The sequence below is a fragment of the Photobacterium sp. DA100 genome (assembly GCF_029223585.1).
Taxonomy (GTDB): Bacteria; Pseudomonadota; Gammaproteobacteria; order Enterobacterales; family Vibrionaceae; genus Photobacterium.
Window position 1 is genome coordinate 1,194,270 of record NZ_CP119424.1, and the last position, 17,855, is coordinate 1,212,124.

At 47.7% G+C, this 17,855-nt stretch carries 17 protein-coding genes; 6 read left to right on the forward strand and 11 right to left on the reverse strand.

Annotated features, from left to right (window positions below):
• Positions 1-46: 46 nt before the first annotated feature.
• Entirely contained in the window at positions 47-1,858 is a 1,812-nt protein-coding gene (gene xsc, locus PTW35_RS23170; RefSeq protein WP_281027652.1) for a sulfoacetaldehyde acetyltransferase, read from the reverse strand.
• A 234-nt stretch (positions 1,859-2,092) separates the two neighbouring features.
• Here xsc and PTW35_RS23175 point away from each other — a divergent pair, with 234 nt between their 5' ends.
• Positions 2,093-3,076: an AAA family ATPase gene (locus PTW35_RS23175; protein WP_281027653.1), complete on the forward strand. Its 984-nt coding sequence runs from the start codon at positions 2,093-2,095 to the stop codon at positions 3,074-3,076.
• A complete protein-coding gene (locus PTW35_RS23180; protein WP_281027654.1) occupies positions 3,073-4,830 on the forward strand; it encodes an aerobic cobaltochelatase CobT subunit in 1,758 nt (585 codons plus the stop codon). Before PTW35_RS23175 ends, PTW35_RS23180 begins: the two co-directional genes overlap by 4 nt.
• Before the next feature lie 155 nt (positions 4,831-4,985).
• Here the strand turns inward: PTW35_RS23180 and PTW35_RS23185 are convergent, their stop codons facing one another.
• Entirely contained in the window at positions 4,986-5,414 is a 429-nt protein-coding gene (locus PTW35_RS23185; RefSeq protein ID WP_281027655.1) for a carboxymuconolactone decarboxylase family protein, read from the reverse strand.
• Positions 5,415-5,538: 124 nt separating this feature from the next.
• Between PTW35_RS23185 and PTW35_RS23190 the strand changes: the two genes are divergently transcribed.
• The 3 genes from PTW35_RS23190 to PTW35_RS23200 all read left to right on the forward strand — a co-directional run bounded on the left by PTW35_RS23190 (position 5,539) and on the right by PTW35_RS23200 (position 7,878).
• A complete protein-coding gene (locus tag PTW35_RS23190) occupies positions 5,539-6,429 on the forward strand; it encodes a LysR substrate-binding domain-containing protein (RefSeq protein WP_281027656.1) in 891 nt (296 codons plus the stop codon).
• A 223-nt stretch (positions 6,430-6,652) separates the two neighbouring features.
• Positions 6,653-7,027 carry a hypothetical protein gene (locus PTW35_RS23195; RefSeq protein WP_281027657.1) on the forward strand — a complete coding sequence of 125 codons (375 nt, stop codon included), beginning with the start codon at positions 6,653-6,655 and terminating at the stop codon, positions 7,025-7,027.
• Positions 7,028-7,407: 380 nt separating this feature from the next.
• Positions 7,408-7,878, forward strand: a complete 471-nt coding sequence (locus PTW35_RS23200; protein WP_281027658.1) for a ribosome recycling factor family protein — start codon at positions 7,408-7,410, stop codon at positions 7,876-7,878.
• 16 nt (positions 7,879-7,894) lie between these two features.
• Here the strand turns inward: PTW35_RS23200 and PTW35_RS23205 are convergent, their stop codons facing one another.
• Positions 7,895-8,692: a sulfite exporter TauE/SafE family protein gene (locus tag PTW35_RS23205; protein WP_281027659.1), complete on the reverse strand. Its 798-nt coding sequence runs from the start codon at positions 8,690-8,692 to the stop codon at positions 7,895-7,897.
• Position 8,693: 1 nt separating this feature from the next.
• Positions 8,694-9,698 (reverse strand): phosphate acetyltransferase, encoded by a 1,005-nt coding sequence (gene pta / locus PTW35_RS23210; RefSeq protein WP_281027660.1) that lies wholly within the window; start codon positions 9,696-9,698, stop codon positions 8,694-8,696.
• Between the two features lie 165 nt (positions 9,699-9,863).
• Between pta and PTW35_RS23215 the strand changes: the two genes are divergently transcribed.
• Positions 9,864-10,673, forward strand: coding sequence for an IclR family transcriptional regulator (locus tag PTW35_RS23215; protein ID WP_281027661.1), 810 nt, complete (start codon positions 9,864-9,866; stop codon positions 10,671-10,673).
• An 81-nt stretch (positions 10,674-10,754) separates the two neighbouring features.
• On the opposite strand, the gene PTW35_RS23220 is transcribed toward PTW35_RS23215, so the two are convergent.
• The 7 genes from PTW35_RS23220 to PTW35_RS23250 all read right to left on the reverse strand — a co-directional run bounded on the left by PTW35_RS23220 (position 10,755) and on the right by PTW35_RS23250 (position 17,752).
• Positions 10,755-11,645, reverse strand: a complete 891-nt coding sequence (locus PTW35_RS23220; protein ID WP_281027662.1) for a DMT family transporter — start codon at positions 11,643-11,645, stop codon at positions 10,755-10,757.
• A 95-nt stretch (positions 11,646-11,740) separates the two neighbouring features.
• Complete coding sequence (locus PTW35_RS23225; protein WP_281027663.1) at positions 11,741-12,568, reverse strand: sugar phosphate isomerase/epimerase family protein; 828 nt, start codon at positions 12,566-12,568, stop codon at positions 11,741-11,743.
• A gap of 200 nt (positions 12,569-12,768) precedes the next feature.
• A complete protein-coding gene (locus tag PTW35_RS23230; protein WP_281027664.1) occupies positions 12,769-13,602 on the reverse strand; it encodes a MurR/RpiR family transcriptional regulator in 834 nt (277 codons plus the stop codon).
• A gap of 76 nt (positions 13,603-13,678) precedes the next feature.
• Positions 13,679-14,506 carry a class II fructose-bisphosphate aldolase gene (locus PTW35_RS23235; protein WP_281027665.1) on the reverse strand — a complete coding sequence of 276 codons (828 nt, stop codon included), beginning with the start codon at positions 14,504-14,506 and terminating at the stop codon, positions 13,679-13,681.
• 11 nt (positions 14,507-14,517) lie between these two features.
• Complete coding sequence (locus tag PTW35_RS23240) at positions 14,518-15,387, reverse strand: 5-deoxy-glucuronate isomerase (protein ID WP_044620943.1); 870 nt, start codon at positions 15,385-15,387, stop codon at positions 14,518-14,520.
• A gap of 182 nt (positions 15,388-15,569) precedes the next feature.
• Positions 15,570-16,565 carry a 5-dehydro-2-deoxygluconokinase gene (iolC, locus tag PTW35_RS23245; protein WP_039461711.1) on the reverse strand — a complete coding sequence of 332 codons (996 nt, stop codon included), beginning with the start codon at positions 16,563-16,565 and terminating at the stop codon, positions 15,570-15,572.
• Between the two features lie 11 nt (positions 16,566-16,576).
• Complete coding sequence (locus tag PTW35_RS23250; protein ID WP_281027666.1) at positions 16,577-17,752, reverse strand: Gfo/Idh/MocA family oxidoreductase; 1,176 nt, start codon at positions 17,750-17,752, stop codon at positions 16,577-16,579.
• Positions 17,753-17,855 lie beyond the last annotated feature (103 nt).

Consider the following 17,855-nt stretch of genomic DNA (forward strand, 5'->3'; position numbering starts at 1 on the left):
AGAAAGCCCAACTCTCACCGCTGGTCAGGCTCAGATAGACTTGCAATTACACGTAGTCTTTATACTTGTCGAGGAAACGCACAGGCTTCGATAGCGCGTCACGGCGGAACGGGTCACCTAGTTCTTGCGTGCACATGATTTCAATAATGGTGGTCTTGCCTTCGTTCATCTGCATATCGATAGCCTTTTGCAGTGCTGGGCCGACATCTTCCAACCGGTCTACCGTGATCCCTTCAGCGCCCATGGCACGACCGATTTCAGCAAAACTCTGGTTATCCAGCTCACCAGCCACAAAGCGACGGTTATAGAAATCAACTTGGTTCTTCTTCTCAGCGCCCCACTGGCGGTTGTGGAATACTACGGCCGTCACTGGGATGTTATGGCGCACACAGGTCATGGTTTCCATCAAGCTCATTCCCCATGCACCATCGCCGGCATAAGAAATAGCAGGACGATGTGGCGCAGCAACTTTGGCCCCGATAATAGTTGGGAAGGCGTAACCACAGTTGCCAAAACTCATGGCTGCGAAGAAACTGCGCGGCTTCTCAAAGCGCAAGTAACTATTGGCAATGGAGTTGATATTACCGATATCGGTCGAGACCATCACATCGTCCGGCATCGCTTTTTCAAGCTCACGCAGTACCTGACGTGGATGCAAATATTCACCACCAGAGAATGGTTTTTCCTGGGCATTTTGCTCAATCATATCCAGGCTGAACGGGTCACGCTCATGGGTCCACTCGTCCAGCTCTTTCTCCCAAATTTCTTTCTCTGCTTGAACCTTATTGAAGCGCTCATCTTTCGTCGCATCACACGCTAGGCTTCGACCTTCAAGGCGCTCTGTTAATGCAACCGCTGACGCCTTGGCGTCACCACAAATGCCGACCGAGATCTTCTTAACCAAGCCAAGCATCTTGTGGTCGGCATCAATTTGAATAATCTTGGCATCCTTCGGCCAATACTCCATACCATGCTGCGGCAGAGTACCAAATGGACCTAGACGGGATCCCAATGCAATCACCACATCCGCTTGAGAAATCAGCTTCATGGCCGCTTTTGACCCTTGGTAGCCGAGCGGACCACACCATAGCGGATGGCTTGCCGGGAAAGAGTCATTATGCAGATAGCTGTTTACAACAGGTGCGCCCAGACGCTCAGCCAGTGCTTTACACTCATCAACCGCATCGGCCATGACCACACCGCCACCGGAAATAATGACCGGGAATTTCGCTTCAGCCAGAAGATCAGCAGCATCATTTAAGCTCTTAGCTCCACCAGGTCCTCGGTCAAGACGGGCAGGTTTCGGAATTTCACAAGTGATTTCGCCGTAGAAGTAGTCACGCGGGATGTTTAGCTGGGTTGGACCCATCTCACTCAGTGCACGGTCAAAGCAGCGACCGGTATATTCCGCCATGCGCGAAGGGTGCGTCACATGCCCCTGGTACTTAGTAAATTCCTGGAACATAGGTAGCTGATTACATTCCTGGAACCCGCCCAGTCCCATCGTCGTTGTGCCTGTTTCCGGCGTTACAATAACAACCGGACTGTGTGCCCAATATGCTGCGGCAATAGCGGTTACACAGTTACTGATCCCTGGTCCGTTCTGACCAATAACCACCCCGTGGTTACCAGACACACGTGAGAAACCGTCTGCCATATGTGCCGCACCCTGCTCATGTACCACAGGGATCAATCGAATACCGGCTGGCGCGAAGATGTCCATCGCATCCATAAAGGCTGAGCCCATAATGCCGAACATATCTGTCACCCCATTGGCAACCATAGTTTCAACAAAGGCCTCTGATGGGGTCATTTTTGTTGGGCCAGCTACAACTGTACGTGCATCTTGTTCGCTCATTCTCTGTATCTCCTTGATGATGGACATTCCAATTTAATGGAACTTTTTGTCTCGATATTTCGAATTCATTTAAACACTAGACGCTCAAATATTTAACGTCAACAAAAAATTAACAATCGATATAATTTATTCCATTTTTTGATACAAGAGCATCAAATTACGTATTGAGAGGTTTCGAAATACCCCATCGTGGGAAACAATGAATTGCTAATTGGTTGAGTAAAAGGAAGTAATATGGTGGATTTCGCGATAACTAAACCCGATATGATGGTTTCTGTCAGGGAGGTCTTTGGAATAGAAACTGATCTGCGCGTGCCTGCATTTAGCACACGCGACGATCACGTTCCTGAAATTGATCACGCCTATCGGTTTAACCCCGAAGTGACTCTGGCAATTTTGGCCGGGTTCGCCCAAGACCGCAGAACCATGATCCAAGGCATGCACGGTACGGGAAAATCAACCCACATCGAACAGGTAGCAGCACGACTCAACTGGCCTTGTGTCAGGGTTAATTTAGATGGCCACTTAAGCCGGTTGGATTTGGTAGGCAAAGATACCATCGTGATCCGGGACGGTAAGCAAGTTACCGAGTTTCAAGAAGGGATAGTCCCTTGGTCACTGCAACGCCCTGTCGCACTTATCTTCGATGAATACGACGCCGGTCGACCCGATGTTATGTTCGTGATCCAACGGATCCTAGAAAGAGACGGTAAATTCACCTTGCTAGACCAGAACAAAGTCATTCACCCACACAGTGCTTTCCGGTTGTTTGCCACCTCCAACACCGTTGGCCTTGGCAACCTGTCTGGCCTGTACCACGGCACCCAAATCTTAAACCACGCCCAGATTGATCGCTGGAATATTGTCGCCACACTTAACTACCTTCCTCCAGAAGAAGAGGCCGCTATTGTCTTATCTCGCGTGCCCGGCAAAGACAGTGAGAGTGGTAGAAAGTTAATTAACCAGATGGTGACTATGGCAGGTCTTACTCGAAAAGGTTTCGCTGCTGGCGATCTCTCTACCTTGATGTCACCCCGTACTGTCATCACTTGGGCGGAGAACTGTGAAATCTTCAATAGTCCCGCCCTTGCCTTCCGTTTGTCATTTCTCAATAAATGCGATGATTTCGAACGCCCAATCATCGCCGAATACTATCAGCGGTGTTTCAATGAAGAACTTGATGAGTCTTGGTTAGAATATGCAGGAGCTTCACAATGAAATTGGTATCAACGGCCAATAAGCGAGAGCGACAGAAAAACCAGCAATTACAAGAAGCCTCAGCCAGAGCATTGAGCGAAGAGCCGAAACTTCATTATCGCGGAGAGTCTCTCTATGTCGATAATGAGTTCATTCCAGTTTACGCCGCCCATCTTCGAAATGCCTCTGTATCAAATAACCACAGCATTACTGAAAAACGCGGCAAGATCGATGCGATATCACTGCGTTTACGCTATTCAGACTACCAACTCCACAAACAACTCTACTCACAATTAGGCCCTGACGAACCCATCACAAGGCTCCTGCTTGAAGCCTTAGAGCAATTAAGATGCGAAAGTTACTTGGGTGACGATCATATAAGAAAAACTCTACCCGGTGTGTGCGCCAACGTTGAACACAATTTCGCCGAATGGTCGAGGCAGTTTTATCAGTCCGGTTTGGCTGATACCCACATCGGGATGTTACTGTTTACCGTGGTGCAAGTTGTTCGTTCGCGCCTTCATACCCAAGCTATCGATGCGTCTTTTGAAGATTTCATCGAAGCAACGCGAGCTGGTATTGTGCCAATAATTGGCGAAGATCTGGCGGGATTAAGGCGACATCGCCGCAATCAGCACGCTTACGCCCTGCATGCTATTTCGTTAGGTTCTATCATTAGCGAGATGATTGAATCTGAGCAAAACCAGGCTGACCCAACTGATGAATCAAGGGTCGATCAGGCCAAGTCAGTGCTTTCATTTTTGCTCAATTTCGATCAAGGTGAAGAAATACCGATAGCGACCGCACAAAGTGGCCAAAGTAAGGCGTTTAATGAAAATCACAACACTTACCGGGTTTTCACTACCCATTACGATCGCGAAGTACAGGCATCAAAACTGGTGCGTAAAGCCTTGCTCGTAACATTACGTGAAGAACTTGATGAGCGCATCCAGCAACAAGGAATCAATATCAAGCAGCTATCACGTCAACTGTCAGCCTTGCTGTCATCACCACAACGAGATGGTTGGATCTATGGCGAAGAAGAAGGGTATATCGACGGCAGACGGCTCAGCCAGTTAGTCAGCTCACCCAATGAAAACAGAATTTTCGGCCACGAGTATTACCACCCTATCCCAAATAGCATTGTCAGCTTTCTTATCGACTGCTCAGGCTCGATGCGCGAACACATCAATCACATCGCCATCTTGATAGATACCATGGTCAAAGCACTGGGCCTTACGGGTATCAGAAGTGAAGTCCTGGGATTTACCACCAATAGTTGGAACGGCGGAAAGGCGTATTCTGACTGGCTGAGGCAACGAAAACCGGCCTACCCCGGCCGTTTGAATGAAAACTGCCACCTCATTTTCAAACCGGCAGAAAGCCATTGGCGGCATACCCGAAAAGATATTGCTGCACTGTTGAAAGCAGACTTATTCAAAGAAGGAATAGATGGCGAAGCTGTGTTATGGGCCTGCAAGCGACTGATCCAGCGCCAAGAGCCAAGAAAGCTTCTGTTTGTGATCTCCGATGGCTGCCCTATGGATACCACCACTAACCTTGCCAATGATAAGTTTTATTTGGACAACCACCTCAAGCAAGTCATTGCCCAGTATCAAGCAAACCGGGAGGTTGAAATAATCGGCCTCGGCGTCGGGTTAGATCTCAGCCCTTATTACCGACAGAGTCTGGCTTTGGATTTCGCTGAGTCATCGATTCAGCACAACATCAATGAGATCATTGCCCTGCTATCGAAGAGTCGACGCAAGACGTGAGTGGTTAATGTCGACTTGCTACAAATAAGCTCTGATGACGGATATGCACTATGAAGTAGAAAGGCTACGATGCTTCTGTCTAAATTTTAATAGAAAGCCAGTCATACACGGTGACTGGCTCTGGACTATGTTAGGGAACTCTTTGGGAGTTCAGGTTATTGGACTTTGGTTGCCACAGCAATGCGGTTCCATGTATTCATGACTGATACCAACATTATCAGCTGAGCAATTTGTACTTCCTCAAAGTACTTAGCAAGTTGTTTGTATGTGGTATCACTGACTCCGTATTTCGAAATATGTGTTATTTCTTCTGTCAGCGCCAGTACTGCTCGCTCTTCTGAGGTGAATAATGGTGATTCTTTCCATGCAGGTAGCGAGAAAAGTCGCTCCTGAGTTTCGCCTTGCTCCAAGGCTGCGGTCGTATGCATTTGAATGCAATATGCACATCCGTTGATTTGAGAAGTGCGAACTCTGATTAATTCTTCGAGAACTGGCGATAGGTTACATTCTTTGATGTAGCTTTCTAAGCCAAACATCGCTTTGTAAGCTTCAGGTTGGGCTACGTAGATATTGACTCGAGACATATGAAGATCCTCATTTTATTAAAGTAATGTGCGTAGGTCTTAAATATAGGGATCTCTTTTGTTGACATAAATGTATGCTTTGCTATTTAACTACTATCAAAATAGCATTAATTGGAAAAGCACAGTGAAGCTTAAACTGAATGAATTGGAAGTGTTTATTGCTGTGGCAGAGTCCAACAGTTTTAACTTAGCCGCTGAAAGATTGGACATCGCGAGCTCGGTTGTAAGCCGAAGTATCAAAAAGCTTGAAAGAGACTTAGAAACAACCTTGTTTAATCGGACGACACGAAGTGTCACTTTGACTGCCGAAGGTGCATGGCTGATTGACAAGGCAAGACATATTTCTGAAGAAGCCGTTGCCATAGAGCATCATTTCTTGCAAAAGCATAAGCAACCACAAGGGACTTTAACCGTAGATACGGCATCATCATTCGCTTTACATGCGATAGTCCCTTTGCTATCAGATTTCACTCGCCTTTATCCCGATGTGAAAGTGGCTCTTGTTAGCAATGACTCAATTACTGACTTAATCGAAAGGAAGGTGGATGTCGCCATTAGAGTCGGACAACTTAGTGATTCGACTTTAAAAGCTCGCAAATTAGGGGTGGTTCAACGTGGTTTATACGCTAGCCCTAGCTACCTAAATCAGTTGGGTTATCCTGATTACGTCACGCAGCTATCTAAGCATCAATGCTTGGGCTTTGACAAATATAAGTATCTCAATACTTGGCCGCTTATAGATAACACAGGCAAAAGATTAAGTATTACTCCACAGATGAGCAGCAATAGTGGTGAGACGCTCAAGCAGATGGCTGTGAATGGCTTGGGGATTGCGTGTTTGTCTAATTTTACTGTTCAACAGGAGCTAGAGTCCGGTTCACTTAAGCCCGTTCTAAAGAGCCTCTGGGTGAGTGAGAATATACCGATTAATGCGGTGTTCTATTCAGAGCAATCATTAAGCCCCAGAGTGCGTGTTTTTATTGATTTTTTGGTTGGTAAAATAAAATTAATATAGAACTTTTACCGATCGCACATTCAGTCGCCGTTGCTACATTTATTGCTCATTGTATGAGAAATTGTCAATACTCGATTTTTCTCGTAAGCGACCGTTCTGCAGTCCTTCGCTCCATATCCCGCCCAGATCATCCATTCCAACTCAACCATCAATGTCAAAGAGATGGTATTTTGCTTGAAAATGCGCATAATCTTGCTTTACAACATTCTATGAAGAAATACTCATGACTAATTTTCAATATTACTTTCATCAACTACCTTGTTTTAACTGTAAAAAGACCACAGTAAGCACGGATCTTGGTTGGTTAACGCCCGCGATGAAAGATGATGTCCTGGCGCAAGTGACTACGATTATCGAGCAAGGCAATGTTGAGCCAGATCTTTCGGTTAACGTGACTTGTACCAAAGAGGAAGCACGTGATTACCTATTGCTGAATTTCTTCGGTTACCCAGAAGAAGAGCTTGCAAGTCAAGTTGAACCGGAAGATGAGCAAGAAGTTGCTGACGAAATCGCAGAGTTATTTGCAGAAGGTAACGAGACTGCAGTGTTTGAACACGAAATCGCACTGCAAAGCTGCACTGATTGCGACGTTGATTAAGCGTCAAAACACGCTTAATCATTAAGCTTAAAGAGAGCATTTCACAAAAGATGGTGTTCTCTTTAAGGCTTTTTCTAAACGAATACGCACTAGCAAAACCCTGTTGTTGATACACAACAAAGGTGCTATTTTTTTCGCTATCCCAAAACCATATCAAGCGTCAGCGATTTATGATGAAGCCAAGCATTTCAATCAACCTTCCCTCCTTGGCACATAAAATCACAACCACCGGTATTTCAGAAATAAATTCAGTGATCTCGCCGTATAGTTGCATTATTAAACGGATTCGCCGCAGCCGACATTACGCTCTTATCGGCACATATACAGATTTGGTATCGATAAAAGCTGAATTTGGTCAGCTGGTTGGCTCTAAGAACTGTTTGAAGTGGCAGCGAGTCTACCAAAGTTACCTTGCTGGATTGGATCAGCTTGGCGAAGACAGTGAATTTGCTACGTATGAAATAAAGAACGTCAGTGCCTCTCTGGGCAAAACAGATCGAAGCTTCTTGCTTGAGAAACTGGCCGAAATAGGTATTGAAATAAAACGCAAGGCAAACCAACGGCACCTAGAACTCTCTGGTTCACTAGCGAAATTAAACGCCCTACAGTCGATACTACAAGAAACGTCTAGCGACCCTTTAGCCGCTATCGGAAAATCAATTCATAAGCGTCTTTCGAAGCATCAGAATATCGAGGGCATAGGTTTCGACTACGGTAAGACAGAGAAGCCGCGCACTCTGCTCTCCTATGTTGTCGATAACCCAGCGATTACGGTTGCCGAGCTGTGTTTTCTGACTAACTGCTCGACAGCGGACGCCAGAAAAGCGTTAGATGACTACTTCGAACTTTAGTTTTCGAATGATAAATTTATCCTGAAACATTCATCTCACCAAAAGACTGAAAAATCAAATAGATCCCAATGGCCATCAGCAAACCAAACACTATCCTTCGCATCGTTTCGGCGCTAAAAGGTGGGGGAAATCGTCGTCCCAAGTAAGTCGTTAACGTCACTATTGGCAATGACGCGGCAGTAAGAAGCCAAATGTCAGTATTCAACTGGCCTTGAACCCCAACAAACATACTTCTCGATGCCGATGTACAGGCAAACACCACCAGCAGCATATTGCGAATCGTGATTATATCAAAAGGCTGACGATAGAACTGATAGACCAATGGCGGCCCTGCCATACCAAACAGTCCTCCGGTTAAACCAGAGCTAAAACCACTGACAAAAAAGCTGGTATCACCCGAGCGCTCAGTTCGAACCGCAGGCCGTAACATAACATTAAGCCCGCTATAAACAATCATCACACCAACAAGACATTGCAAAATACTGGCTGCTGAGTGGCTTAAATACTCTAATAATACGACGCCAGCAACAACACCGGGCAGCACGCCAATCACGACCAGCCTCACTGATTTCCATTCGACTAATTTCATCGAACCCGGCAAAGCAAAGGCACAATTAGCCAGTGTCACCAAGCTGACTACTGCAGCCATAATGGCCACCGAAGTCAACTCAAACGCTGTTGCCGCCCCAATCACGATAATCCCAAGCCCGAAACCAGTGACGGTCTGGAAATATGTACCAACCATGATAATAGCCAGCAGCAGAGCCATCCTATCCAGTGTAAGGACATCTAATGTAATGCTCTCCAGTACCATGCTATTTCGGCCCCTGTTGTGCCTGAACCACAGTAACCGCTATCACATGGTAAATATCATTCACGCTACAACCACGAGAGAGGTCATTGGCTGGTTTCGCCAACCCTTGAAGTAACGGCCCAATAGCGACAGCACCGCCCACCCGCTCCGCTAACTTATAACCAATATTGCCAGCCTCTAAATTAGGGAATACCAAGACATTCGACTGCCCTTTCACCTTTGAATCTGGCAGCTTACGCTGAGCAATTTCTGCGACAATTGCAGCGTCCAGCTGGACATCATTATCAATTGCCACATCTGGGGCTTGTTGTTTAACTCGTTGCGATGCAGCGACAACTTTATCAACCGCACTATGCTTGGCGCTACCGTTGGTGGAAAAGGACAGCATGGCGACTCTAGGCTCTTCCATCAGCAAGCTACGCGCACTGGCTGCAGCGGAAAGCGCAATGTCCGCGAGTTGAAGCTCATCCGGATCCACCACCAAACCACAATCAGAAAAGATCATACCGCCCTTTAAATCATGAAAAGGCTGGCACAGCATCATGAGAAAAAAACTCGAAACTAATTTAGAACCCTGGGCCATCCCTATCAGTTGTATTGCGTTACGCACCACATCGCCTGTGGTATGAACGGCACCGGCAACGGAGCCATCAGCCAAACCGTGCTTGACCATCAGGTTTGCAAAACAAAGCGGCTTAAGCACTTCTTGCTTGGCCTGCTGCTGTGTCATGCCTTTTGGGGCCCTCATTTCGTATAGCGAAATAGCAAATGAGTGGGTTAACTCTGACGCTTCAGGGTCGATGATTTCCATACCACCGACATCTATTCCTTTAGCTCTGGCAACAGTCTGAATCTTATCCTGGTTGCCGACCAAGATAATGTCAGCAATACCCTGCTGGTAGGTCATTTGGGCAGCGGCCAACACACGGTCATCTTCTGCTTCGCACAATACGATACGTTTAGGCTGTTTTTGGGCCTGTTCAATTATTCGGAGGATTGCTTTCATGAGTCTGCCTTCACTGGCCTCAAAAACAACAAATAATGAGACAAATCATTCCAAAAGTTGATATTAGATTAAATGTTAACCATCATATCTGATATCGTCAACGTAAATTCAAATAATTGGAAAAATTCATAGTATTATGTAGAAAGGTATTAAATGGATATAACAATGACTGCTATCGTGAAAGAGCCTATGGAACAAACACGTATAGAGGGCGACACGCCAACCCTACGCCTTTTCGCTCTATTGGAAGTGATCGCTGGAAAGGACGAATTTTTCTCATTACAAAGCCTGGTTGAAGAAACCGGCTTACCCAAGCCCACTCTCCATCGTATGCTGCAACAGTTGGAAACTGCCGGGATTATCCAAAGAGATGGCGATGATCGCCACTACAGCTCCGGAGTTAGGCTGCGCAACCTTGCTGAAAAGCTCTTGCTAAACAGCACTACTCACAGTGCTCGTCATGCGGTACTGACGCAATTAAAAGAAGAAGTTGGCGAGAGCTGTAACCTTACCGCGCTATCTGGTGGAGAAATTATCTATGTTGACCGGGTAGAGACTGAAGCCCCGCTGCGGTTTTACCTGCACCCGGGCTCGAGGGTTCCTGTGCACTGCTCAGCGACAGGCAAGCTGTTTCTGGCCAACATGAGCCCATCCCAGCGCCGACGCCTGCTCAATAATGTTCCGCTCACCCAGTATACCGAGAAGACCATCATCGACTTTGACAAGCTGGATGATGAGTTGGATATGGTAAAGGCTAATGGTTACGCCATCGACAATGAAGAATTCCTTCCTGGGCTGTTTTGTGTGGCAGTATTGGTTCCATCGAAGCGAGGCCGCTCAAACCTAGGTATCGCTATCCAAGCGCCGATTATGCGCCTGAAACCTGAGCAGGCCCTGCACTTCCTACCAGCACTGCAACGCGCTGCAGTTGCACTGGCGGAAATTGAAGCTGAGAGCTGGGCCGAGACAAAATAATCTCAGATTAAAACCAGAACATAAAAAAACAGGCTTGCACAATACAAGCCTGTTTCGTTTCTTCTCTAGCAATAAATATGTTTAGGCCGCTTTTTTGGTGACATAACCGACCACATGGCCGAGTCCACGATAAGTAAACAAGGCCAATAGGATCATCAAGCAACCAGCCAACTTGTTAGCAGGCATTTCTTCCGCATACCAAATCACGCTTAAGATCACTGTCCAAACCGGCTCCAGGATCATAATGATCGCCGCATTGGCGGCAGTGCTGTGCTTTTGGCCCATCGTCTGCATGACATAGCGCAAACTGGTCGCAACCAGCATACTTAACGTGAACCAGCCCCATGTCGTCATACTGACTGACTCTGGCCAGGTTTCAAAAAGTAATGAAGCAATCAACCCCATACAACCAATGCTGAACAGCTGTAGACATGTCAGCAGCAAGGTTGGGATTTGACGGGCGTACTGGCTGTTAAAGTTAAAATGAACTGCCAGCATCACGGCTGAGGCCATAAACCACAACTGGCTCGATGACATCTGCCAGCCGTTGCCACCACCAAGCGAGAGCATCAGCAAACCGGCAAAAGCAATGGGTAACGCCAACCAGAACGTTCTAGGTGGTTTTGCCTTAAACAATGGCCACGCAATAAGCGGCACAAACAGCATAGACAGGCTCATAATAAATGCGCCTTCACCCAGGGTATCACTCACCGAAATGGCATGAATCCAAAGTAAGATGGCAGTGCCTAGGATACACCCTACCCCTAGCGCTTTGGGAATAACGGATTTGTCTACCTTTTTAATATCAGAAAAGCAAAATATAAGTAGACATAAAGAGGCCAGCACAAAACGTAAGCCTATAAAACCAAAAGCCGGCAGCCCCTGGATAGCTTCTTTAGAAAATATCCAACCGGCTGCCGCCAAGATTGTTGTTGCGACAAGTATTAAATCTGCACGACGCTCAAGGTTCATTCTTAAGCGCCCTCAATATCGGTAACAAGCAGAAAATAACAACAAATATAATTCAACGTATCATTCCAAATATTAGCCGCAACTCCTTGCCAGCCTTATCGTACTAATGCTTTCATCCCATTGAGCATTTTTTCTGCCACTTCGTAATGGTCGTGTTCCCACAATTGATCATTAAGGAACTCGCCAGAGAAGAAACCGTCATATCCTGTCTGTAGAAGTGCATCAAGCCATTCTTGCATCGGGATATCACCTTCACCGATGTAGAAACCGCGCAACTCTCTTTCATCAACCCATGGCTGACCTTCTGCTGGACGTTTACCATCAGATAGATGCACATTGTAAATCAGTGATTTATCAACCTGAGAAATCTGCTCCAGAGTGGCACCACGACATGCCCAGAGGTGCCATGTGTCTAAGACGAAACCAAAATTATCACGCCCGACCGCATCGAGCAATCTATAGTAGTCTTCCAGCGTTGCAATGGGTGTCCATGCTGCGCCTTCATACTGGAATCGGATGCCATATTCGCGACCAATATCGGCGATTGAGCGAATGTTTTTTGCGGTGAGTCGGATATTATCCTCTGTACTAAAGGCATTCAGGCTTTCAAACGCATTTAGCTGTATAGTTGGGGCGCCAATATCTCTGGCAAAGCGACATAGGGTTTCTGCCTCTTTGAATACGCGTTGTTGCTCTTCTTTGGTCGCCGCTTCCACACCGCCAATAATATCAATCGCAGAAGGCGTAATATTGGCCGCATCAAGTCGTGCTTTAAATTCTTCACTGGTAAAACCGGCATTAATATAACGCCACAATTTTTCAGTATGTATTTCTAACCCCTGATAACCCGTTTCCTTTGCCAAACGAATATCAGAAAGAATATTACTATGAAGCGAACACATTCCATGAAGAGCAAAACGCATTTTAAATCCTTATCGGTAACAAATACCGTGCGACGAAGTTCCTAGGATCCACAACCGTGATTCCTACCCAAATAAGAAGAATCGGAAACTAAATACTCTATATTCAAGTAACTTCACGAAGCACCTTCATAAAGTCACTTGAATATAGGTAGCCAAGCCAAGGCTCAGCTAACCATATATGTTCTGCCAGATTAAATCGCTTATTTCACTTCCCGGCACATCAGACTGACTGCCAGTGTTTGTGCTAAATACAAAGAACTACTGAGAGAGCGGAAGCCCATAATTTCGCCTTCCTGCACTTCAAAACAAACTTCCATCTTGCTGCCTTGGGATGTCATCTGGTTATCCGTAATCGCAACAATAGGCACATTCTTTTCGAATGCAGTATCAATCAAACTGCTGGTTTCTGGTGCATAGGGGCTGAACGTCACCGTGACCAGCACATCTTTTTCATTCATCCGGCGAGTCATCGGAGCCAGCATACCGCCATGATCATCAAGCAACACCACGTTGTTGTCTGATTTCATCAAGGCATACCAGAGATAGAAAGCCACAGGGTAAGCGCGGCGCATGCCCTGGATATAAATGGTCTCGGCTTCATCGAGCAGGCTCACCGCCCTTTCGAGCTTCTGCGGTGAAACAGACATTTGTAGCTGTTCCATCGCTTCAATATTGGCTTGCCCAAAATCTTGGAAGATTGCCATTGGTGAGTCTTGGCTCACTTCTTCAGCTTCGCGCGCTTTTCTTACCCGCTCGATATAATCCCTTGGGCGATTCAGGTATTGATCACGAAATAACGCCTGCATTGAGCTAAACCCTGAGTAGCCCATTGCATTTGAAAACCGGCTCAGTGTAGATAAAGGAACATTAGCCTGTTCAGCGATCGTTGCCATTGTTTCGACCGCGACCAACATAGGTTGGGCCATCACAAAATCGGCAACCTGTTGTAGGCGCCCACTTAGGCTGTCGTAGCGCTTAACAATAAGCTCACGCAGCGTATCTAAGTCAGCGGGTACTTGTTCTTCAACATCCATAATTGGCCGCACTCCTGCCCGAAAGCACTATTACAAAATAAGAATACCTCAAGTGACTGGCACTTGAGGCTATAGTTTATGATAATAATTTGAAGTTGCGAATCGCTTCTTCTTTCACAAAAGGCATCGCTTTTTTCATAAAGTAAATTCGATCAAACTTTTGTGGTTCTTCATTCATGAAATCACGCAGGTTATGCCCCAATGCCTGGCGCAAACAGGTGCCGATGTTGAACTTCGATACGCGGGTACGCTTTAGCACTTCCATATCTTCGTCACGAATTCCACTTGTCCCATGAATGACTAGAGGAATATCTACCATATTCGCAATACGATCTAAACGACCAAAATCAATTGTACACGTAGGTTCGGTCAATCGGTGTACGTTTCCAACGGATATGGCGACACAATCGGCACCGCTCTCTTTGGCAAAACGCGCGGCATCTTCCGGCTCGGTGAAAATTGATTTGATATGATCGCGTCCTTCGTCATAAGGAACAGAGCCAATCTCGCCTTCGACCGAAGCCCCCAGTGCGTGGGCGACATCCGCTACAGCGCGGGTACGGGCAATATTCTCATCGAGTGGCAGCTGTGAGCCGTCGAACATTACCGAGCTGAAACCCGCCTTCAGCGCACGATAGACAGTATCTTCCTCATAGGTGTGATCAAGGTGCAGACACACCGGTACTGAGCTTTTGTGCGCCAAGGGCAGTAGCATCGCCGCTGCCGTCTCAACCCCATAGAAGTCAGCGACATCTTTGTTACAAGCAAGGATCACCGGCTTGTTTACCGCTTCGGCAGCTTCGACTACCGCACAGGCATCTTCATAACCAAACACATTAAAACAAGGCACGGCATAGTCAGATGCGGCAGCCTGAGGCAAGAGTTCTTTCAAGTTTACGAGCATATTGCCCCTCCTTATTTGAACTTGGCGATCATGTCCTTGATGCCAGGGATCGTTTCGACTTGATACTCATGATGCGGGTCGAAGTGCTGGATCAGCGACTTTTCGGTTTTGCCCACGATGATGGTGAAGTAGTACATCTCGTAGCCCGGCGCCGCCACGCTTGGATGGTACCCTTTGTCGATGGCAATCACCGAGCCGGTACGGACGTGGTAAACCGGGCCGAAGTCATCCTCGTGCTCGTAAAGGAACTGAGCACCGAAGCCAAAGTCTGGATTAAAGCGGAACTGGTACACTTCTTCGTACAGTGTCTCTTTGCTGCCATCAGGCTTAACACGGTCTTCATCGTGCTTGTGAGGAGGGAAGCCAGACCAACCACCCGCACCAACGGTAAACAGCTCACTGACCAGCAGGCGCCCGCGGTTGTCGGCATTCGACTGGCCCAGTACGTGTTTGATCTTACGGTGGGTTTTAGTGTCATCCGAGCCGTACTGAACAATATCGACATTCTCTTCACGCACGCAGAATGGCTCTAGTGAGTGTTCGAACTTACCGCCAGCAATCATGACGTCTGCGGCATCGCTGACGCAATCAATGGTTGCACTGAAGCCAAGCGGCACATAGACCGCTTCGGGATTACCCTCCCACACCGACTTACGCTTACCGATATTGTCGAAAACTTCAGTCTTCTCGCCATTGGTTACGGTGATTGAACAGGTGCCGCCAGCAAGAACGATGACGGACTCATAGCCTTCAACAACGTGCTGGTGCTGCTCACTTTGGGCCAAACGAACTTGGTTGAAATAGCACAGTGGTGTCACTTCATCGTTAACATCGATGATAGGTTGGTTCTTGTTATCAAATGGTGGGATATGCTTGCCCATGGTACTTTCTCCTCACTGCCCTGCTTTTCCAACTGTCATTTGCCAGCACAGTGTGTATCTGTCTAATTGGTATGAATAAAAAGGCCGGGCCTCGATGGTTTGTACCCTTTCTAGACGTGTCCAGTAAAAATACCGGCCCGGCAGACCTAATTGCCTTTAATCACTTCGTCCGGAGGTGACTGTTAAAGGCTTTGTTCTCTGGTCTCAATAAAATCGAATAATTGTTCTTTGGTTGGCATCGCTTCAGTACAACTGGTGCCGCTGACGTTAATCGCGGCTGCTGCCGAACCGTGCTTAACACCGTCTTCCAGCTCGCCACCGTTAACCAAGGTCCAAATCAGGCCGCCTGCGAATGAGTCACCCGAGCCGAACGGCTTCTGTACCTCAACGCGGAAGATCCCCTGCTGGAACTTGTGGCCGTCGCGGCAGTACACTTTCGAGCCAAACTCACCCGCTTTAATCACTACCACTTGGGTATTGGCGCGCAGGAAGCGCTCTGCCGTTGCATCGTCGTCCTTGTTGCCCGGCGCCAGCACGGTTTCCATCATGTCGAATTCTTCGCGGTTGCCAATCACGATATCGGAAAGGCCCGCGGCAATGCCGTAGTAAATAGATGCATCAACATCGGTACGCCATGAATACGGACGGTAGTCGACATCAAGGACAACAAGCGTATTGCTGCGGCGCGCATGCTCCATCGCGATAAGTGTGGCTTCGCGGCTTGGGCTTTCAGACAGCGCCGTACCGGTTACCACCAACACTTTCGAGCTGGCAATGTATGCTGGGTCTACCTGTTCGGGCTTGATAGTCAGGTCAGAGGCCTTATTGCGGTAAATCAGTACCGTACAGTCACTTGGCTTCATCTCGGTGAATGCGACGGAAGTGCGCGAGCCCGAGCTGTCGGTCATCATGCCGTCAAGGTTGATGCCCTGGCCTGACATGTACTGCTTCACGTAGCCGCCGAATGCATCATCAGCGACACAACCGATAAACCCTACTTTGCCGCCTAGCTTGTTGATAGCCACTGCGATATTCGCCGCAGAGCCACCCACAAACTTGTTAAAGCCTGAAATGTCTGCCATGTCCGTGTTTGATTCACGGGCGTAGAGATCGACGCCCGCACGTCCCAACACGATGGCATCCAGCTTACGATCTTGCTGAAGTGCAATCTTTGTCATGGTCGTTCCTATTACTTGTATTCAACCCACGCGGCGTTCTGGTCTGCCGACTCGACGCACTTCTCACACAGGCGTACACCCTCGATACCCGCATCGATACCTGGGAACCAGATACCAGCAAGTGTTTCTTGGTCATCGCGGTCTGCCGCATCGAATGCCAGAGCAAAGCGGTGGTATAGGTTTGCCCAAGACTCGAAGTAACCTTCAGCGTGGCCACCGCCAACGCGATTAGCTGCAACGCCTTCTACGTCTTGGTACAGGTAGCCCATACCGCGGTCTAGGATGCGAGGTGGCTCGCCCTGAATTTCGTAGCGTAGTTGGTTTGGCTGCTCGTCCCACCACTCGATAGAGGCTTTAGAGCCAACAATACGGATCTTCTGCTGGTGCATAGAACCGGCGTTGACTGCTGAAGCCCAAAGCGTACCGACTGCACCACCCTTGAACTCCATCATCACATGGGCGTTATCTTCCAGCGGTGTGCGCGACTTGATAAAGCTCTGGCGCATGCAAGACAGGCGGTCGACTTCCAGGCCGGTCATCACTTCGCACAGGTAGAAAGCGTGAGTACCGATATCGCCTAGCACATACGTAGGGCCGGAAACCTCTGGGCTTACACGCCACTTCAGGCCCGGATCGTTTAGCTCGTACTCTTCATTGTGGAAGCCGTGGGCGAACTGCATGTTGATAACGCGGATTTCACCTAAGTCACCACGCTTGACCATTTCACGCGCCTGCTGAACCATAGGGAAGCCGCTGTAGCCGTACATCACGCCGATAACACGATTGTTCTTAGCAGCAATTTCCTTCAGCTCTTCGGCTTCTTCGGTCGTGAAGGTGATTGGCTTTTCACACACCACGTGCAGGTTGGCTTCCAGCGCAGCCTTACAGATTTCGTAGTGGGTCGAGTTTGGCGTTGCGATAGATACCGCCTGGATGCCGTCTTCACGCTGGGCTTCTTGCTCGAACATCTCTTTGTAGTTGGCATAGCAACGGTCGCCATCTAGGCCAAGGTTGATACCGAAGTCACGGCAGCGCTCAGGATCAAGATCAAAAGCACCGGCTACCAACTTGAACAAACCATCACGCTGTGCTGCGTTACGGTGAGAATAACCAATCTGGCTACCACGACCGCCGCCTACCATTGCCCAACGGATAGGTTGATCAAAATGACGTTCTTCATTAAACATGGCTTCACTCCTTGTCAGGTATCCCCCACTACTTTTTGAGAGAGACCCGCGTTTCAGATATTGGAAATAGTTGATCTTATTTACAGCTTGGGTATACAGAGTT